This is a genomic window from Lysobacter cavernae, from assembly GCF_042648505.1.
Taxonomy (GTDB): Bacteria; Pseudomonadota; Gammaproteobacteria; order Xanthomonadales; family Xanthomonadaceae; genus Lysobacter_L; species Lysobacter_L cavernae.
On sequence record NZ_JBHRXK010000001.1, the window covers coordinates 629,742 to 647,885 of the forward strand.

Below are 18,144 nucleotides of genomic sequence, written 5' to 3' on the forward strand. Positions count from 1 at the left end.
GGCGAATACACACCCGCTGCCACCCTCCGTGCCGGGGTGCCACGTACCTGAAAAGTACGCGGTTCGGTCACGGAAGCAGCGGGGAGGCCCAACCCCGGAACCTTCGCCCGGCCCTGCCGAGGCAGCCGCCATCACCTATCCGGCGGCCGGTTCCACTGCCTTTGGAGTTCAAGCAATGCCCCAGATCACCATGCGCCAGATGCTGGAAGCCGGCGTCCACTTCGGCCACCAGACCCGTTACTGGAACCCGAAGATGGGTCCGTACATCTTCGGCGCCCGCGGCAAGATCCACATCATCAACCTCGAGAAGACCGTTCCGCTGTTCAACGACGCGATGAACTTCCTCTCGGGCATCGCCCAGAAGCGCGGCATGATCCTGTTCCTCGGCACCAAGCGCTCGGCGCGTGAGTCGATCAAGGAGGAGGCCGAGCGTTGCGGCATGCCGTACATGAACCAGCGTTGGCTGGGCGGCACGCTGACCAACTTCGCCACCGTCAAGAAGTCCGTGCAGCGCCTGAAGGAACTGGAAGCGGCCGAAACCGACGGCACCTTCCAGAAGCTGGTCAAGCACGAAGTGCTGGGCCTGCGCCGTGAGCGCGACAAGCTGGAAGCCTCGCTGGGCGGCATCAAGGACATGAACCGCCTGCCCGACGCGTTGTTCGTGATCGACATCGGCCACGAAGACATCGCGATCAAGGAAGCCAAGAAGCTCGGTATCCCGGTCATCGCCGTGGTTGACACCAACTACAACCCGGAGCTGGTCGACTACGCGATCCCGGGCAACGACGACGCCATCCGCGCCGTGCAGTTGTACGCCCGCGCCGCCGCTGACGCCGTGCTGGAAGGCAAGGCCGCTGCGCCGTCGGCCGCCAGCGTGCGCGAGGAAGACTTCGCCGAGGCCGTCGAAGGCGACGACGCCGGCGCCAAGGAAGACCGCAAGGCACCGCGCGGTCGCGCCCCGGCCAAGAAGGCACCGGCCAAGAAGGCCGAGTAAGACCCGCGTCATGCGGCCGCGCCATGCTGCGCGGCCGCATCGCACTGTTTCGCAGGGGCGTTATCCGGCGTGATCCGATCGCGGCACCAGCCGCTCCTGCACATTCAACGAATTCCGAGGTAACCCCATGGCTGAAATCACCGCTTCCCTCGTCAAGGAACTCCGCGAGCGCACTGGCGCCGGCATGATGGAGTGCAAGAAGGCGCTCGTCGAGAACAACGGCGACATCGACGCCGCGGCCGAATGGCTGCGCAAGTCGGGCTTGGCCAAGGCCGACAAGAAGGCCGACCGCGTCGCCGCCGAAGGCCGCATCGCAGTCGCCCAGGACGGCGGCAAGGCCGTGCTGGTCGAGATCAACTCCGAGACCGACTTCGTGGCCAAGGACGAGAACTTCCTCGCTTTCGCCAACGCCGTCGCCCAGGCCGCCCTGGCTTCGGGTGCCGCCGACGCCGAAGCCCTCAAGTCGGCCAAGCTGCCGTCCGGCGAGACCGTCGAGGAAACCCGCGCCGCCGCCATCTCCAAGCTCGGCGAGAACATCCAGGTGCGCCGACTGGTCGTTGCCAACAGCGCCAACAACGTTGCCGCCTATGTCCACGGCGGCCGCATCGGCGTGCTGATCGAGGTCAAGGGCGGCGACGCCGAACTGGCCCGTGGCCTGGCGATGCACGTCGCTGCGATGAACCCGCCGCACATCAAGGCGTCCGACGTCCCGGCCGAGTTCGTGGCCAAGGAAAAGGAAATCGAGCTGGCCAAGATGTCCGACAAGGACAAGGCCAAGCCGGCCGACATCCTCGAGAAGATCATCAGCGGCAAGATCGCCAAGATCGTCAACGAGGTCACCCTGTACGGCCAGCCGTACGTGCTCGACACCAACCAGACCGTCGAGCAGGTGCTCAAGGCCGCCGGTGCCGAGGTCGTCAGCTCGCAGCGCATCGCCGTCGGCGAGGGTATCGAGAAGGTGGTCGAGGACTACGCTGCCGAAGTCATGAAGCAGGCAGGCTTGGCGTAAGCCGAGCGTTCTGTCCGCAGTACCGGAAAGGCCGCGAGCGATCGCGGCCTTTTCGCTTTCTGGGGGCGGCGACGTCGCAGGCTCTGCCCGCCAGTTGCAAGAAAAAGAATCTGGAAAAGCCCGTCCTGGACTTTTCCAGACATGCCGGCGCGGGGCCGCTCCGGCATTGCCGGACGGATCCCGTGGTATCCGCCCGGCGGCGCGCCGTCCTGGCACGCACAATCGCATCTGGCACGGGATCGAGCCGGCTCACCCGCCTCATCGAGACACCGTGCAACCCCCGCTGCCGGCAAGGCGATACCGGAATGCGTGGGCCACCGACGCGTCTGCGTCGGAAGATTTTTCTGCATGTCGGCTCCCCGCCCTGCCCAACCGGACGCTGCGGTCCGAGGGAAGGAGTGCGCCATCCTTGGCGCTGAGGCTTCCGTCTGGAAGCTCCACTGTCCTTAACGCAGGGATGACGTGACCTCCCTACCCTCTCCATCACCGATGCGGGTGACCGTGCGCCGTCCCTGCAGATTCGGCCCTTCCGCCATCCCCCAGGGCGAATCCCCAGGGATTCAGAAGCGGTAGGCGGCGCTGACCAGGTAATAACGGCCGACAGGGTCGTCGAAGGCGATGTCGTAGCCCCCCTTCCCGACGTCGTAGTTGACCGGCTCGCGGTCGCCAAGGTTGTTCACGTTCAACGAGAGTCGCCAGCCGGCGATACCGGCATAGGCCAGATACAGGTCGGCGGTGCTCGTGGCCGGGGTCCGGCATTTGCGCACCGCGGCATTCCATGACGGGCACGGCTGCCCAGGCAGGTCCACGTTGACGGGGCCCAGTCCGTGCAGATTCAGCGCGGTGGTCCAATCCCCATAGGCCCATTCGACGCCCGCCAGCACGGCACGCTTCGGAGCGCCAAATCCGGCGTAGTCGAATGCGGTGTCACCGGCGTCGCTCTGTCGACGCAACTGATCGAGCAGGCTGCCGGACAGGCGCAGGGTAAAACGTCCGTGACGCTCGCTCTCGATGCGGTACTCGGACTGCAGCTCCCACCCGCTGACATCGGTGCGGCCGATGTTGTCGAAGTAGTCGTTGACCGCAATCAGCAGCCCCGACTCATCACGCACCAGCGACCCCGGAAACGAGCCGTCGGTGCCCGCTGCCGCGATCGGCACGATCTCGTTGCGGCGGCGGATCTGGAAATAATCGAGGCTGAGGCTTAAAGCGGCGGACGGAGCCCACACCAGGCCGATGGTGCTGCTGCGCGAAGTCTCGGGCTGCAGGTTCGGGTTTTCGATCGAACCGCGATCGACGAGGCAGTAGCGGGTGCCGTTTTCGAGCTGGGCCGAGATTTCGCAGGGGGCCAGCACCTCGGTCTCCAGCACTGCATCCAGGTTACGGATGACACTGGGACGCCGCATCTCGAACAACGAAGGCGCCCGGTAGCCGGTGGCGCTGGTCGCACGCAGGGTCAACGAGTCCAGCACGTTCCACTTCAGTCCCAGCTTCGGTGAGGACTCGCTGCCGTAGCCTTGGCGGTGATCGATGCGCCAGGCCAGGTCGACCAGCAACCGTTGCGCCAACGGCAGGCTCAGTTCGGCGTACAGCGCCGAACTGTTGCGGCTCTCGTCGATATGACTCTTCTGCGCACCCAGCGCCACGTCGTGTTCGAGTATCAATGCGTCGGGGTGGTTGCTCAGTGTGTCGCGGCTGATCTCGATGCCAATCGCCGCCTGCGCCTTGCCTGCCGGCAGTGCAAACCAGGGGCCATTGAAACCGAAGACCAGTTGATCGAGCGCCGCCTCGCCCTTCACCCCGACCTGGGGCGAAAGCTCGGCCAGCAGCGCCTGCGGATTACCGGCCACGTTGAAGCGGTAAGTCAGCTCGTCGATGGAACGGCTAAACACGCTGTCACGCACCAGCCCGTCGATCCGGTTGTCGACATCGTTGCGGTGATGGAGCAGGTCAGCCTGCCACTGCCAATTGCCGCGCTGACCGGTGAGGCCGATGCTGATGTCCTGCGTCCGCGCCCGGCTGCGGCTGCGCACCGGGCCGATGTCGAAGAACACGTAATTGAGGTAGGTCGGACTCCCCGGATCGACGTCGTCGGGATGCCCGTACGGCAGGATCACGCTGCCGTATATCGGAGCTCCTTGCAGCGATTGGTCGACCTGGCTCAGGCGCACACTCGCGCGCAGATCCAGCGAATCGGTCAAGGGCTGGAGCAGGTACCCGTAGACCGCCAGGCTTTCCATCCGCGGCTGCAAGGTGATGTAAGGCGGCCTGTCGAACAGGCAACCGCCGGCGGTCGCATGCAGGGACGGTGGGCATGCCTCCTGCACCAGCTCGCCGTCGAAGGTGTGGTAGCCCAACGGGAGCCGCCAGTCGCCGAGGCCGAAGCGCCGCAGGTCGGAGCTTCGCCAGTCACGATCACGGCCGAGCAGCGCATCACGCTGGAAGTAATCGGCGCTCAGCAGGAAGAAACCGCCGGAGGCGGTGTCCTGGCCATAACTCAGTGAAAGCCGGCGTTGCTCGGTATCACCGCGGTCGGAAAGGCCGTAACGCGCGACGACTTCACCACCCTCCTGCTCGCGCTTGAGGATGATGTTGACCACGCCGGCCATGGCATCGGCGCCGTAGATGGCCGAGGCGCCGCCCCGGATGATCTCGATGCGTTCGATCATGCTCAACGGAATCCCGTTGAGATCGGTCAACCCGCCCAGGTCGGCCGAAGCCAGTCCGTAATTGGCCACGCGTCGCCCATCGACCAGGAACAACGTCGCCCGCGGCCCCAGCCCGTACAGGCTCGCGGTCGCCGCCGCGGCGAAGGGTTGTTGCGTCTGGAACGCGCCTTCCGAGGCAACATCGACCGGATGGTGACTGGTCATGCCCGGCTGATGGCTGAGCACTTCAAACAGGGTCTGGTAGCCGCTGGCTTCGATCTGCGCGCGGCTGATCAGGGTCGACGGCATCGTCGAGACCACGTCGAGGCGTTCGCGCGGAATGTGCGTGCCGGTAACCTGCACCGTCGCCATTTCGACCGGTTCGTCGAACGAGGCCCCCCGTCGCGGCCGCGGTGTCGCTCCAGCATCGGGCAGACGCTGCACCAGGAAGGTATTGGCATTGACCGGCACGGCCTGCAGACCAGAGTGCTCCAGCAGCAGGGCCAATGCCTGTTGCGGGCTCAACGTGGCCTGCAGGCCACGCGCACGCTGTCCTTCGACCAGCTCCGGCGCGTACAGGATCTGCAGCCGGCTCTGTGTCGCCAATGCCTGCAAGCTGCGGCCAAGCGCGCCGGCGGGAATGCTGAAGCGGGTTTCAGCGACGGTGCCCTGGGCCTGAGCGGCCAGGACCGGCCTGGCAAGCCAGGCCCCGGACAAGGCACCGAAGATGGCGAAGGTGTACCGAAACTTCCTGGCCATTCATCCGGCAGTCGGGCTTTGCACTGGCCTTCACATTACGCAAGCCCACCCGGCCATGCAATGCGCGCGCCGGTGCTGGCGCGTGCTTCCGACGCCTATTGCGGCGGGCCGTGCAGGACGATCTCGTGTTGGCCGATGCGCTCGGTCCGCAGTGACCAGCCGCGCTCCAGCGCGGCTGCCAAGGCAGTCTGATCACCGACATGGAATACACCGCTGATCTCAAGCCCGGCCAGCGCGGGATCGCCCAGGCGCAGTTGCAGGGACGAGTAGCGATTCATCTCCTCCAGCAACCGGTCGAGGCGCTGCTGCTTGAACACCAGGTCGCCCTGCGGCCAGGCACTGGCCACGGCCAGATCGAGCGGCCGCTTGTCCTGGAGAGTGCCGTCCGCTTCGACCGTGATCTGTTCGCCCGGTACCAGGACACGGCGCTGCTCCGTACCCTCGGCCACGGCAGCAACCTCCACGCTGCCGTCGAGCAGGCCGACATTGACCGTCTCATCGAGCCGACTGACCTGGAAGGTCGTGCCGATATCGCGCACGGTGCTGGCGCCGGCCCTGACCAGGAACGGACGCCGCCGGTCCAGGCCCACCACGAACTGCGCGCGACCGCGTTGCAACTCGACCAGGCGCCGCTCGCCATCAAACCGTGCCACGAGCGCCGATTCGGTATCGAGCAACACCACGGTGCCATCGTTCAGGACGACCTCGCGCTGTTCGCCTCGCGCAGCGGCGTACTCCTCGACCGTGCCCTGTGGCGCACGCAGCCACCAGAAGGCCGCACCCGCGGTCACCACCAATGCCGCCGCCAGCGCCGACAGCAGCGGCTGCCATCGGCGTCGCGATGGCGCCGCGGCAGCGGGCTTGCGCCGTGCACTGCGCGCAGCCGCGCGGATCAGCTCGTCGGACGACAGGGATGCTGCCAATGCATGAATCCGCTCGGCCTCCAGGTATGCCTCGATGTTGCCCGGGGATTGGGCCAGCCAATCCTCAAATGCAGTGCGCTCGGGCGCGCTGCATTCCGGCGACAGCAGCCGCGCCAGCCAGGCTTCCGCCTGGCCCTCGTGCAAGGGCGACGTCGTGCTCACAACGTCCCCTCGGATTCAATACCGCTTTGCTTGAACTTCATGCGCAGCAGCGTCAGCGCCTTGCCGATGTGCTTCTCGACGGCCTTTACCGATATGCCGCAATGGCGCGCGATCTCGCTGTAACTCATGCCCTCGATCCGATTGAGCAGGTACACCTGCCGGCACCGTTCGGGCAATTGCAGGATGACCGCCCGTACCAACGCCAGCTCCTGCTCATGGGCAATGCGTTGATCGTGTGCCGGCTCGAACGACGGCAGCGTGTGGAAATCCTCGTCAAGGCTGACGTGCGCGGCAGCATGCCGGCTGAGTTCGCGGCGGCCGCGGTCGTTGAGGACATTGAGCGCGATGCGGTACATCAGCGGCTTGAGCTGTTCCGGCGGCTGCGCGCGGTAGCGGATCAGGCGCACCATGGCTTCCTGGGCGATGTCCTTGGCATCCTCCTCGCTGGCACGCTTGCCGAGAAAGGCAATCAGCGGCCCACGCTGCTCACGCAGGAACCTATCGAAATCGCCGTCTACCGAGCCACTCGACCCGGAATCCTCCGTCCATCCAATCGGGGCCAAGGCCTTGACCGGAAACCGATTCACGCGCAGCCCCGCAGAAGCCACGACGCAGTCCGGTCGCGGTCCCCTGGAAGCGGCAGATTCGATTTCCCTGATTTCATGGCTCGCAGCAATCACTCCGACGCGAATCCGGTCATCGGCGGCAACAGCCCCCGCACGTCCCCCGGGAGCCTTGCACACCGTGGCGTGCCCGCCGTCCTGGACCGGCCCGAGACCGCCCCCCTCTGGGACTTTGTAGCACGCATGGCGCGGGACGTCAGGCGTCCGACGCCTCCGCCCCACTGCCCGCAACAGCCCCGATTCGGTTTTTGCCAGCCTCTCCATGCAAGCCATAACGCAGGAGGCCGCCGCCACCCCACTTTCATGGCCGTAACACACGCATACCTGGCGGGGCACCCCTAATGAAAAAATGCCGCCGGGATCCCCGGCGGCATATCTAAACGGCCAGAACCTCCCGGCTCTGGCCAGAGGAGCGATCAGAATTGGTAACGAGCCGAGAACAGGACCGAACGCGGCGACTGATAGTTCACCACGTTGAGGTAGTTCAGGTCCGGAGCCTGCGCGGCATTACCACCGTAGGCGGACGTCTCCTCGTACTCGGTCACGCGCTGGATGTTGAAGATATTGAACACCTTCATCTCCAGCGTGAGCTTCTTGTTCGCCCAGTTCGGGGTATACGCAACAGACGCGTCCAGGTTGTAAACCCACGGGGTTCGCCCCTGGTCGCCACGGTTGTGCAGAACATCCTCACCTGCGGCATTACGGCAATAGAAACTGGAGGCCGCGTAATTATTGAACGTCGAACGGTCAATTCCGATCCTGGGATCGTCAAGCGGGATGTAGCCATTGCAGTTGAGCGGACGGCCTGACTGCAACAGGAAAGAACCGCCCACCAACCATTCCTCGGTCAGCTGGTACGCACCAAAGAGCTTGACCGTGTGTCGACGGTCATTGGGCAACGGACCGTAGGTGCCATCCGTGAACAGCGCGTTGTCGAAGTCCTGCGTGATGCCGGCATCGGACTGTTCCAGCGTCGAGTTGACATAACCCTCGACGTTACCCTCGCTCTTGGCCAGGGTGTACGAGCCCTGCAGGTACCAGTCGTCGGCAAAGCGACGCTCGAAGAAGAAATCAAGGGCTTTGTACGAACGCTTGTACCTCGGCATGCCGAAATAGGCCGACGGAATGCTGACTTGCTGCAGGTTGCCGTCACCCTCCAGATCGACCGCAAGCTGCAAATCACGTCCCGGGTTCACCAGGACGCACCCTGCCAGGCTGTTGACGTCGAAATTGGCATGACCGTTGTCGTCGGCCCAATCCTGGAACGGCTGATGACTGCAGTAGTCGTCCATGCCGTTCTGCACTTTGCGGTAGATGCCGCGGACGCCGGCCGTCCAGTTGGCGCTGAGCTGCTGCTGGAACCCCAGGATGAACTCGTCTTGATACATGGGATCCAGATTGGTTGCGGACACCGTCCGCGAATCCGGGGCCACTGGTGCGCTGTCATCGGACGGCCCGATCTGTGCACCAAGTCCGTTAGCAGGTGCGCCAGTCACCGGGTCGATGTTGCCGTCGTAGAAGAAGAAGTTCTCCGCCGTATTGTCGCCGCCCGACATGCGCACGCTGGTATTGGAAGCGATCGGAATGAAGTAACGGCCCGCGTTACCGAACAGCTTCATCGTGGAGTCGCCGTTGATGTCCCAGGAAAAGCCCACACGCGGCGCGAGCAGCGAGTCGGACTTGGCGAAGGTGTCGCCCTCGGCATTGAAATTCTCGAAATCCTCCATGCGAAGGCCGCCGTACAGCAGTACATCGTCGGTCACCTGCCAGCTGTCCTCGAGGTAGGCTGCCGTGTTGATGACCTCGAAGTTACCCGACAGGCTGCGGTAATCCCACGTGCGGACGTAATTGGTGCCTGCCGGCACCAACACCCCATTCACGTTGAAATCGCCCGCTCGCCTGTAATAACGGTAGTAGATCCCGCCGGTATAGCTTTGGCCGGCGCGCTGTGATGCAAACTTTTCGTGGTCGTAGCCGAAGCGGATCGAGTGATCACCGATCTGCCACTCACCATCCAGGCGATAAGCATCCCGTTTGTCGAGATCCTTGGGAGCATCGGGGTCGCGCACGAAGGTGACGCTTTCGTTCCAGCAACCGATCTTGACCGTCTGGCTTGGATTGGTGCGACTGTCGAAAGCACGCGGGCACACCTCGCTACCCAGCAGCAGCGGGTCACGATCTTCCGTGGTTATTTCCAGCTTTCCGGCCTGGGCCGAGAGGGTGAAATTGTCGGTCAGATGCCCGGTGTACTTGGCCGTGTAGATCTCGCCGCCACGCTCGATGGTGTACCGCGCGGACTCTTCACCATGCTCCCCCGTGTACAAGGACCCGTTCGGATTGGTGTAGTCGACGTACTTTTCTTTGTCGCGGTTGGAAATGCCAGTGAACTCGAGCAGGTGGTTGTCGGTGATATTCCAATCGAGCTTCACCATGCCACGCGGCTGTGTGTTCTTCACATGCCGGCTGGTGTCGTCGTAGTACCGGTCATAGCTGTCGTCCACGCCCTCCACCAGGCCGAATACGAACAGACGGTCCTTGATGATCGGGCCGCCGCCATAGACGTTGTACGAAAAATCATCGTCCTGATTGTCTTCCCGGTACTGGCTGTAGACATGCCCGTCTGCAAGATCAGCCGGGTTGCGACTGATCACATTGCGGCTGTGCTCGCGCAGCCCTTCCGGGTTCCAGTAAACGCTGGCTCCGCCCTTCCATTCGTTGGAACCCCGCTTGGTCACGATGCTGACGATGCCGCCCAAGGAGCGGCCGTACTCCGCGCCGTAGCCACCCGTCTTGACCTGCTGCTCGGCGATTGCATCGAATGGCAGGTCCGCATAGGACAGGAAATTGAAGAGGTTGGTGACGTCAAAGCCGTTGATGTAATAACCGTTCTCGGCTGGCGAGGAGCCGCCGAACGAAGCCACGTTGCCAAACCCGCTGTCACCCCTGACAGCTCCCGGAGCCAGCAGAGCGACGCTGGTGACATCGCGCGCCACCGGCAGCTGGCTCATCTGCTCCGCCGTGAAGACGGTCGACGATTCGACCGACGAGACATCGATCGGGTTGAACGCACCTGTGCCGACGACTTCGACACGGTCCAGGTTCGTGGCATCCGCACTCGCTGCCGCCCCGAAGCTGACCTCGGTGCCGGTGCCGACGTTGACCATGGCCTCGCGGCTGACTCCAGCGGATGTAATCCGATAGCGTCCCGTTGGCAGCTGGGTGAAGCTGAAACGTCCGGACCCATCGGCCGAAATCTCGCGCTTCGTTCCGGTATCAAGGTTCTCAATCTGAATGGGCTGTCCCGCTTCGGCTCTACCGAAGATCGAACCGGCCGCGCTCTGGGCCATCACGGCCCCCGCTACCGAGGCCAACGTGAAACCCAGGGCAAGACTCAACGCACTACGGCGCATGGCGCGCCTAGAGATTCGTTTCGACACGTTATTCCCCCAAATTCAACAAGATGAATGCCCAAAAGAGGCAAACAGACCATGACTTTGGTCATGGCCGGACGTCAACTTGTTAAGGGGTTGTTTATTTTAAATTGTGACAATAATCACATTTTTAACTTAACTTTGCCCCCTCATTCATCTCCCTGTCTTTCGTTTGTGCTGCATCCGCATCGGATTGCGAGGTCGATGCAGCCTGCGGGAGGGCGCATGGCCAGTCAGAGCACGTCAGGTCGAAGTGCGGCTTGCAGCGACCCCAGCCACGGGGCATAAGCGGTCCATTTGGGGCGCTCGGGACGCGCAAGGCGCTGCCGGACCTGGACGGCGCTGGCGGTGGCCACGCCTCGTGTCCGGGAGTGCAGGTCCAGCATGCCCGGCTCGAAATCGAGCCCGCAAAAGGCGCTGACACCGCGCAATACCGCCTCGGGATTGACAGTCAGTTCGCCGTAGTCGACATCGTGGATGCGACCGGGAAACGAGCGATGCCAGTGCGCCATCAGCCGTTGATACTGCCGGTGGTAGTCAGCCAACTCGCCCTGGTCGTACGAATAGGCATTGGCATCGGAAAACAGCTCCCGCAGATTGGAGAAGCAGGTTTCCATGGGGTCGCGGCGCATGTGCAGTATCTTGGCGTTGGGCAGCGCGCGGCAGATGAACCCGATGTTGAGGAAATTGGACGGCAGCTTGTCGGTGAAGAAACGCTCATCGCCCAGCCGCCAGGCAATCCCGTCCAGATAACCGGCACCTGCCGCGCGGAAATCGACCTGCGATGCCCGCTCGACCATGACCCCGTCGATGACGCCTCGACAATGGTGGTCCGCGGCATGGCGCATCTGGCTGGTGAAATCGTACAACTCCCCCAGACCGCGCACAGCCGCGTGCCCGTCCAGCAATTGCTCGAGCAAGGTCGTTCCCGATCGGTGCATGCCGACGATGAAGATCGGCACCGGCCCCTCGGCCGGCGCCGGATCGACCGAAGGCACGGTGGGCACCGGCATGGCCATCAAGGCATCGACCAGTGCCCGGGTTTCCTCTTTCGCATAGCGCAAGGTCGAGCGCTTCGCCCTGCAGGCGAGTTCCAATGCCTGCCAGGCGTGACGCGTCTCACCCAGGTCGTCGTATTCCTTGTGCAGGGCATACCCCAGCAAGGCGACATCCTCCGCACGCCGCCCTGGTACGGCCAACTGCTTGCGGATGGCGTCGATGTGGTTGGATTCGGCGGCCTGCCGTCGCAGCCGCGATAGTGCCCACCAGGCCGAAGCCAGCTCCGGCGCGCGCCGCGTGCAACGCAGCAGGTCCGCCTCGGCTTCATCAAACCGCCCCAGGTAGGTCAGTACCTGGCCGCGCGCGATCAACGTGGGCGGGTAATCGGGGTCGCCGCGTTTGGCCTCGTCCAACAATTCCAGCGCCCGCTCCTGCTCATTGAGATAACTCAATTGCGCGCCGAAGCTCAGCAGCACCGGTATCCCGGTCTGGCGTAAGGGCGGCAGCTCCCGCAGGCACTCGTGCAGTGCCGCCACCTGGTTGAACGTGCGAAGCCGCCTGGCCAGTTCCATCAATGTCGATGCGTCGCGCGGCTGCGTTGCATGCGCACGCAGCGCATATTCCTGAGCAAATCGGTAATGGCCGGACAAGGATTCCACGTAGGACAACTGCAGCAAGGCACCGGGATGTTCCGGCGCCTGGGCAAGCGCCGAGTGCAAGGCCTCGCGCGCCGACTTCAGATCGCCGCCGACAACATGTTGCTGGGCCAGGTTGAGCAGGCCAATCAACGTCTTCATCTTGCGATCCCATAAAAAGCGGCCGCCCTGAGGCGGCCGCAAGCCTTACTGGAGAAGCATCCCGGTCACCAGTCGTACTGCACCATGAAACGCACGGCACGAGGGGCCTGGTAGACCGTCGGTGTCATATAGGTAACGCCCTGGAGCGGGTTACCCGTGCTGTCCTCGCCGAACTCGTCCACCGCCAATGCCTTCTGGCGGTTGAACACATTGAAGATATCCATCTTGAAGGCCAACTTGCCTTCAGCAAACGACGGCCGGTAGGCGACATTGAGGTCCAGGTTGTAGATATCGTCGGTGCGCCCCGCCGAACCACGCTTGACGATGGTCGTGCCGTTGCTGCCCGTGTCCGGATCGACCTCCCCGGTATCGCACGAGAAGTAACCGGCGCCATAGCCGACGGGATCATCCGCGTACACACCGAAGCAGTTGATGGGTCGGCCGCTCTGGTACAGGAAATTGGCACCGACCGACCATTGGTCAGTGAACTCGTAGTTGCCAAACAACTTCAGCGTATGGCGGCGATCGTTGGGCAGATAGCCCTCCGCACCGACCATCAGCTCCGGATAGTCGAAGTCCTGGGTGACGCCGGTGTCGTCCTGACCGATATCCGACTTGACGCCGCCCTCGGCATTACCCTTGTTCTGCGACCAGGTGTAGGAGCCCTGCAGGAAGAACTTGTCGGAAATCTGGCCTTCGGCAAAGAACTCGACCGCCTTGTAGGTGCGCTTGCCATCAGGCCCCAGCTTGTCGGCCGGAATCCGGACGCGCTCCAGGGTGCCGTCAGCATCCATGTCGATCTCGATGTCGAGATCGCTACCCGGGTTGTAGATGTGGCAGTAGGCAAATGCCGGGTTGTACGAGTCAATGGCGTAACCATTGTCGTTGGCCCACTCCTCGAGCACCCGATAGTCGCACTGGTCATCGATGGAGCGCTGCAATTTGCGATAGATCGCTCGCACGCCGCCGGTGAAGTTGTCGGTGATCGCCTTCTGGAAGCCGAGGATGTACTCGTCCTGGTACTGCGGCTCCAGGTTCTTCGAGGCGATGGTGCGCGGGTCCTTGCCGAGGCCAAACTCGTTGTTCAGATAAGCCAGGTCATCACGCGCATCGCCGGTGGCGCTCGGATTGATCGGCACCCCGGTGACCGGGTCGACACCGTCGTAATGCAGATACTGCTGGCTGTACAGCGACGGGCTGGAGCCACGCACGGCCACGTTCGCCGCTATCGGCAGTGCGTAGCGGCCGGCGTTACCAAAGATCTTCAGACTGGAGTCGCCGTTGACATCCCACGAGAAACCCAAGCGTGGACCAAACTGGTTGTCCTGCTCGACGTAGGTCTCCCCTTCACCGTTCTTGTTCTCGAAGGTATCCCAACGCAGGCCGACATAGGCGATGAAGTTTTCGGTGATGTTCCAGTTGTCCTCGACATAGAACGCCCGGGAATCGACTTCGACGTCCGCACCGGTCTGGAACACACGGCGACGCACCATGTCCTCGCCGCGACGCAGCACGTAGCGCCATGCCACGCCACCTTCACTGGCTTCGCCGTCGCGCGACTTGAAGTTGTCGGTGTCGTAACCGAAACGCAGCAGGTGCGAGCCGAGCTGCCACTCGGCATCGATGCGGAACTGTTCGCGCTTGTCGCGCGCGTCCGTGAGGCCGAGGTTCTGCCCGAGGAAGGCGCAGGAGCTGGTGATGGCCGGAGTCAGCCCTGCCGCCACATCCGGGCGACCATCGGTGACCAGTGGGCAGCCTGATGCGCCGATGATGCCGGTGGCATTGGCGGGGCTGACGTTACCGGAGTATTCCAGACGCTCGCCAGCGGCATTGACCGCGTAATTGTTGCGCTTGTATTCACCGGTTCCGTACAGCGCACTGAGGGTGAAGGAGTCAGTGAGGAAGCCGGTGTACTTCATTACATAGTTGTTGCCACCGGTCTCGTCGTGCACCGTGCCGAGGTAATTCTGCCGCTCGCTGACACCCTGCGGATTGGAATAGACGTCGCGCTCGCTCTCCTTCTTGTCGGAGAAGCCAGTGAACTCCAACATGTTGTTGTCGTTGATGTTCCAGTCCATCTTGACCAGCCAGTTGGGATTCTTGGCGGTCTGGCTGTTGTTCAGCACACTGATGTTGTCACCGTAGCTGCGTGAGCCGCTTTCACGCCCGTACTGAAGCATCGCGTAGCCAAACAGCTTGTCCTTGACCAATGCACCGCTGGCCCAGACCGAAGCGACGGTCTCGGTTGGATCGCGGTCCTTGGAGTTGTCGGAGATCAGTTGGCCGTCCGGCGAATAGATGTCACGCTCGGTCGAACGCAGGCTGTTCGCGGTGTAGAAGATGTTGCCGCCGGCGTGGAACTCGTTGGTGCCGCGCTTGGTGATCAGGTTGACCACACCGCCCAAGGCACGGCCGAACTCGGCGCCGTAGCCACCGGTCTTGATCTGCTGCTCGCCAATCGCCTGGAACGGGATCGTGGCGAAGTTGAGGCCCTTGAACGAGTTGGTGATGTTGAAGCCGTTGACGAAGTACGCGTTCTCAGCCACCGATGCGCCGCCGAACGAAGCCAGGTTACCGAACGCGTCATCGCCCTTGACCGTGCCCGGCGCCAGCAGGGCCACGCTGGTGACGTCACGCGGCACCGGGATCTTGGCGATCTGTTCGGCGGTCAGAATCGTGGTGGATTCCACCGATGACACGTCGATGGGATTGACCAGGGCAGCCGTCACCTGGATCGCGTCCAGATTGGTGGCGCTGCCGTCCCCGGCCGTGGCGCTCGCGAAGTTGACCGAAGTACCGGTGCCGACGTTGACGGTGACGTTCTCGCGTACCGACGTGGTGCCGTCGGCACGTTGCAGGGTGACACGGTAGCTGCCGGTGGGCAGGGACGAGGCGCGGTAGAGGCCGTCGTTGCCGACCTGGATCTGGCGCTTGACGCCAGTGGATGGATTCTCGACGACGATGGTGTCACCGGCGGTGGCCTGGCCGAATACGGCGCCGGCGGTATTGGATTGGGCGTTGACGCCCGATGCGAAGCAAAGACCCAGAGCAACGGTGAGCGCACTGCGGCGCAGCGCACGATTCATATTCGTTCTTGCCACTTCGTACCCCCAAAATGGTCAATGGATGTCCTCCCCCCGAGGACAGCCCGACTATTACTTTCGTCATGTCGGCCATTCAATCGACCAAGGGCGATTTATGAAAAATGGGTGACAACAGACAAATGTCGATTGATTTGAGAGCAAAATCAGCAAGGCTTAAGTGGAACTAAAGTCAAGTCGGCGCTGTTCTTCCGCCGCCGGTTCGGCTATTGCGCGGCGCAGCATCGACCCGGTGGCCATGACTCGGCCAGCCGGAGGGGTGCCCCGGATCCCGTACAATTTCGCCGTTTGCCCTTCCCTTACGAGGTCGCCATGTCCCAGCTCGCCTATCGCCGTGTCCTGTTGAAGTTGTCCGGCGAAGCGTTGATGGGAGACGAGGACTACGGCATCGACCCGAAAATGATCGGGCGCCTGGCGCGCGAGGTGATCGAAGCCCAGCAGGCCGGCGCCGAGATCGCGCTGGTCATCGGCGGCGGCAACATCTTCCGCGGTGCCGGCCTGGCCGCCAGCGGCATGGACCGGGTCACCGGCGACCAGATGGGCATGCTGGCTACCGTCATCAACGCACTGGCGATGCAGGACGCGCTGGAAAAGCTCGGCGCCAAGTGCCGGGTGATGAGCGCGCTCAAGATCAACGACGTGTGCGAGGACTACATCCGCCGCCGCGCGATCCGCCACATGGAAAAAGGCCGGATCGCCATTTTCGCCGCCGGCACCGGCAACCCGTTCTTCACCACCGATTCGGGTGCGGCTCTGCGCGCGATCGAAGTCGGCGCCGACCTGCTACTCAAGGCGACCAAGGTCGACGGCGTCTACGACAAGGACCCGAAGAAGCACGCCGACGCGGTGCGCTACGACAAGTTGAGCTACGACGAGGTGATCGCCCGCAACCTGCAGGTGATGGACACCGCGGCGTTTGCGCTGTGCCGCGACAGCGACCTTCCGCTGCGCATCTTCGACATGGGCCAGCCCGGCCAGCTGTTGAAGATCCTGCGTGGCGAGCACATCGGCACCCTGGTGCAGGGCCGCGGCTGAGCCCAGGCGGGCCTTGACCCGCCTATGGCACCGAGCTGACGGAACCATCGGAGGCGCTGTAATAGTGTTCACGCCGGGCCGCATGGCAGGATTCCGGCCATGCACTCGCACAGCCATGACCACGCTTCCAGCGGCACGCGCGCGTTCGCGGCCGTCACCCTGATCAACCTCGCCTACACCGCGCTCGAGGCCAGCTACGGCTTCGCCACCAACTCATTGGCGCTGCTGTCGGACGCACTGCACAACCTCGGCGACGTGCTCGGCCTGGGGCTGGCATGGGGCGCGGCCGTGCTGGCCAAACGCATGCCCACCGACCGGCACACCTACGGCTGGCGTCGCGCCACCCTGCTCTCGCCGCTGGCCAATGCGCTGCTGCTGGTGGCGTTTTCCGGCGCGCTGGCATGGGAGGCGATCCGTCGTTTCAGTGCCCCGCCGGAAATTCCCGCATTGCCGGTGATGGTGGTCGCCGCGATTGGCATCGCCGTCAATCTCGGCGCCGCCTGGTTCGTCCGCGACGGCCACGACCACGACCTCAACCGGCGCGGCGCGTTCCTGCACCTGGTCGCCGATGCGGCGGTGTCGCTGGCGGCGGTGCTCGCTGGACTCGGCATGTGGTGGCTGGGCTGGGCCTGGCTCGATCCGGCCATCGCCCTGTTGATCGGCGTGGTGGTGGCCGTCGGCTCGTTCGGATTGCTGCGCGAGAGCTTCAACGCGGCCATGGACGCGGTGCCGGCCAGCATCGATCAGGCGCAGGTGCGGGAGTTCCTGGCGTCGCAGGCCGGCGTGACCGCGGTCCATCACCTGCACATCTGGTCGCTCGGCGCCGGCGAGATCGCGATGACCGCGCACCTGGTCCGTCCCGACGACAGCGACCACGACCGCTTCATCGACCAGCTCAACCACGAGCTCGACCACCGCTTCGGCATCAACCACCCGACCCTGCAGGTCGAGCACGGCCGGACCTGCGAACACGACCGCCACGACCGGGCGCCGCACGGGCACACCCACGGCCATTCGCACCGGCATTGAGCCGCACCGGGTCGCTGGCGCGGGCCCCGCTCTATATAATCCCGCGATTACCGCTACAGGACGGAGCCGGCGATGCTCAACGAGATCAAGAAAGACGCCCAGACCCGCATGGCCAAGAGCGTCGACGCCCTGCGCCACGATCTGGTCAAGGTCCGCACCGGCCGGGCTTCGACCGCGCTGGTCGATTCGCTGAAGGTGAACTACTACGGTTCCGACATGCCGCTGACCCAGGTCGCCAGCGTCGCCGTCTCCGACGCGCGTTCGCTGACGATCACGCCGTGGGAGAAGCAGATGGTCAGCGCGGTCGAGAAGGCGATCCTCGCCTCCGACCTGGGCCTGACCCCGAACACCGCCGGCACCGTGATCCGCCTCAACCTGCCCGCCCTCACCGAGGAGCGCCGCAAGGAGCTGTCCAAGCACGTCCACGGCGAAGGCGAGAACGCCAAGGTCGCGATCCGCAACATCCGTCGCGATGCCAACCAGCAGGTCAAGGAACTGCTGAAGGAAAAGAAGGTGACCGAGGACGAGGTCGGCCGCGCCGAGGGCGACATCCAGAAGATCACCGATGCCGCGATCAAGGACGTCGACGAGGTCGTCAAGGCCAAAGAGCAAGAACTTATGGCGGTTTGACGGG

At 63.7% G+C, this 18,144-nt stretch carries 11 protein-coding genes; 5 read left to right on the top strand and 6 right to left on the bottom strand.

Annotated elements, in window-relative coordinates; genetic code table 11:
• The first annotated feature begins 175 nt into the window (after positions 1 to 175).
• Positions 176 to 994, top strand: a complete 819-nt coding sequence (rpsB, locus tag ACFOLC_RS02780) for a 30S ribosomal protein S2 (protein WP_386757289.1) — start codon at positions 176 to 178, stop codon at positions 992 to 994.
• Positions 995 to 1,121: 127 nt separating this feature from the next.
• Positions 1,122 to 2,003, top strand: a complete 882-nt coding sequence (gene tsf / locus ACFOLC_RS02785) for a translation elongation factor Ts (RefSeq protein ID WP_386757291.1) — start codon at positions 1,122 to 1,124, stop codon at positions 2,001 to 2,003.
• A 560-nt stretch (positions 2,004 to 2,563) separates the two neighbouring features.
• Here the strand turns inward: tsf and ACFOLC_RS02790 are convergent.
• From ACFOLC_RS02790 to ACFOLC_RS02815, 6 genes are all read right to left on the bottom strand, one after another.
• The gene (locus ACFOLC_RS02790; protein WP_386757293.1) at positions 2,564 to 5,410 is read right to left on the bottom strand and encodes a TonB-dependent receptor domain-containing protein; all 2,847 of its coding nucleotides are present in this window, start codon (positions 5,408 to 5,410) and stop codon (positions 2,564 to 2,566) included.
• Positions 5,411 to 5,505: 95 nt separating this feature from the next.
• Positions 5,506 to 6,495, bottom strand: coding sequence for a FecR family protein (locus tag ACFOLC_RS02795; protein ID WP_386757295.1), 990 nt, complete (start codon positions 6,493 to 6,495; stop codon positions 5,506 to 5,508).
• Complete coding sequence (locus ACFOLC_RS02800) at positions 6,492 to 7,103, bottom strand: RNA polymerase sigma factor (RefSeq protein WP_386757297.1); 612 nt, start codon at positions 7,101 to 7,103, stop codon at positions 6,492 to 6,494. Before ACFOLC_RS02800 ends, ACFOLC_RS02795 begins: the two co-directional genes overlap by 4 nt.
• A 431-nt stretch (positions 7,104 to 7,534) precedes the next feature.
• Complete coding sequence (locus ACFOLC_RS02805) at positions 7,535 to 10,528, bottom strand: TonB-dependent receptor (RefSeq protein WP_386757299.1); 2,994 nt, start codon at positions 10,526 to 10,528, stop codon at positions 7,535 to 7,537.
• 254 nt (positions 10,529 to 10,782) lie between these two features.
• Positions 10,783 to 12,345 (bottom strand): tetratricopeptide repeat-containing sulfotransferase family protein, encoded by a 1,563-nt coding sequence (locus tag ACFOLC_RS02810; protein WP_386757301.1) that lies wholly within the window; start codon positions 12,343 to 12,345, stop codon positions 10,783 to 10,785.
• A 65-nt stretch (positions 12,346 to 12,410) separates the two neighbouring features.
• Complete coding sequence (locus tag ACFOLC_RS02815; protein ID WP_386757303.1) at positions 12,411 to 15,431, bottom strand: TonB-dependent receptor; 3,021 nt, start codon at positions 15,429 to 15,431, stop codon at positions 12,411 to 12,413.
• A 327-nt stretch (positions 15,432 to 15,758) separates the two neighbouring features.
• On the opposite strand from ACFOLC_RS02815, the gene pyrH reads away from it, so the two are divergent.
• The 3 genes from pyrH to frr all read left to right on the top strand — a co-directional run bounded on the left by pyrH (position 15,759) and on the right by frr (position 18,140).
• Positions 15,759 to 16,481 (top strand): UMP kinase, encoded by a 723-nt coding sequence (gene pyrH / locus ACFOLC_RS02820; protein WP_386757305.1) that lies wholly within the window; start codon positions 15,759 to 15,761, stop codon positions 16,479 to 16,481.
• Positions 16,482 to 16,580: 99 nt separating this feature from the next.
• Positions 16,581 to 17,510, top strand: a complete 930-nt coding sequence (locus tag ACFOLC_RS02825; RefSeq protein WP_386757307.1) for a cation diffusion facilitator family transporter — start codon at positions 16,581 to 16,583, stop codon at positions 17,508 to 17,510.
• Between the two features lie 72 nt (positions 17,511 to 17,582).
• A complete protein-coding gene (gene frr, locus ACFOLC_RS02830) occupies positions 17,583 to 18,140 on the top strand; it encodes a ribosome recycling factor (RefSeq protein ID WP_386757309.1) in 558 nt (185 codons plus the stop codon).
• The last annotated feature ends 4 nt before the right edge of the window (positions 18,141 to 18,144 follow it).

Coding starts and splice junctions, on each gene's coding strand:
- pyrH (WP_386757305.1), top strand. CDS start 15,759: ATGTCCCAGCTCGCCTATCGCCGTGTCCTGTTGAAGTTGTCCGGCGAA.
- ACFOLC_RS02805 (WP_386757299.1), bottom strand. CDS start 10,528: ATGCGCCGTAGTGCGTTGAGTCTTGCCCTGGGTTTCACGTTGGCCTCG.
- ACFOLC_RS02790 (WP_386757293.1), bottom strand. CDS start 5,410: ATGGCCAGGAAGTTTCGGTACACCTTCGCCATCTTCGGTGCCTTGTCC.
- rpsB (WP_386757289.1), top strand. CDS start 176: ATGCCCCAGATCACCATGCGCCAGATGCTGGAAGCCGGCGTCCACTTC.
- ACFOLC_RS02815 (WP_386757303.1), bottom strand. CDS start 15,431: ATGAATCGTGCGCTGCGCCGCAGTGCGCTCACCGTTGCTCTGGGTCTT.
- tsf (WP_386757291.1), top strand. CDS start 1,122: ATGGCTGAAATCACCGCTTCCCTCGTCAAGGAACTCCGCGAGCGCACT.
- ACFOLC_RS02810 (WP_386757301.1), bottom strand. CDS start 12,345: ATGAAGACGTTGATTGGCCTGCTCAACCTGGCCCAGCAACATGTTGTC.
- frr (WP_386757309.1), top strand. CDS start 17,583: ATGCTCAACGAGATCAAGAAAGACGCCCAGACCCGCATGGCCAAGAGC.
- ACFOLC_RS02825 (WP_386757307.1), top strand. CDS start 16,581: ATGCACTCGCACAGCCATGACCACGCTTCCAGCGGCACGCGCGCGTTC.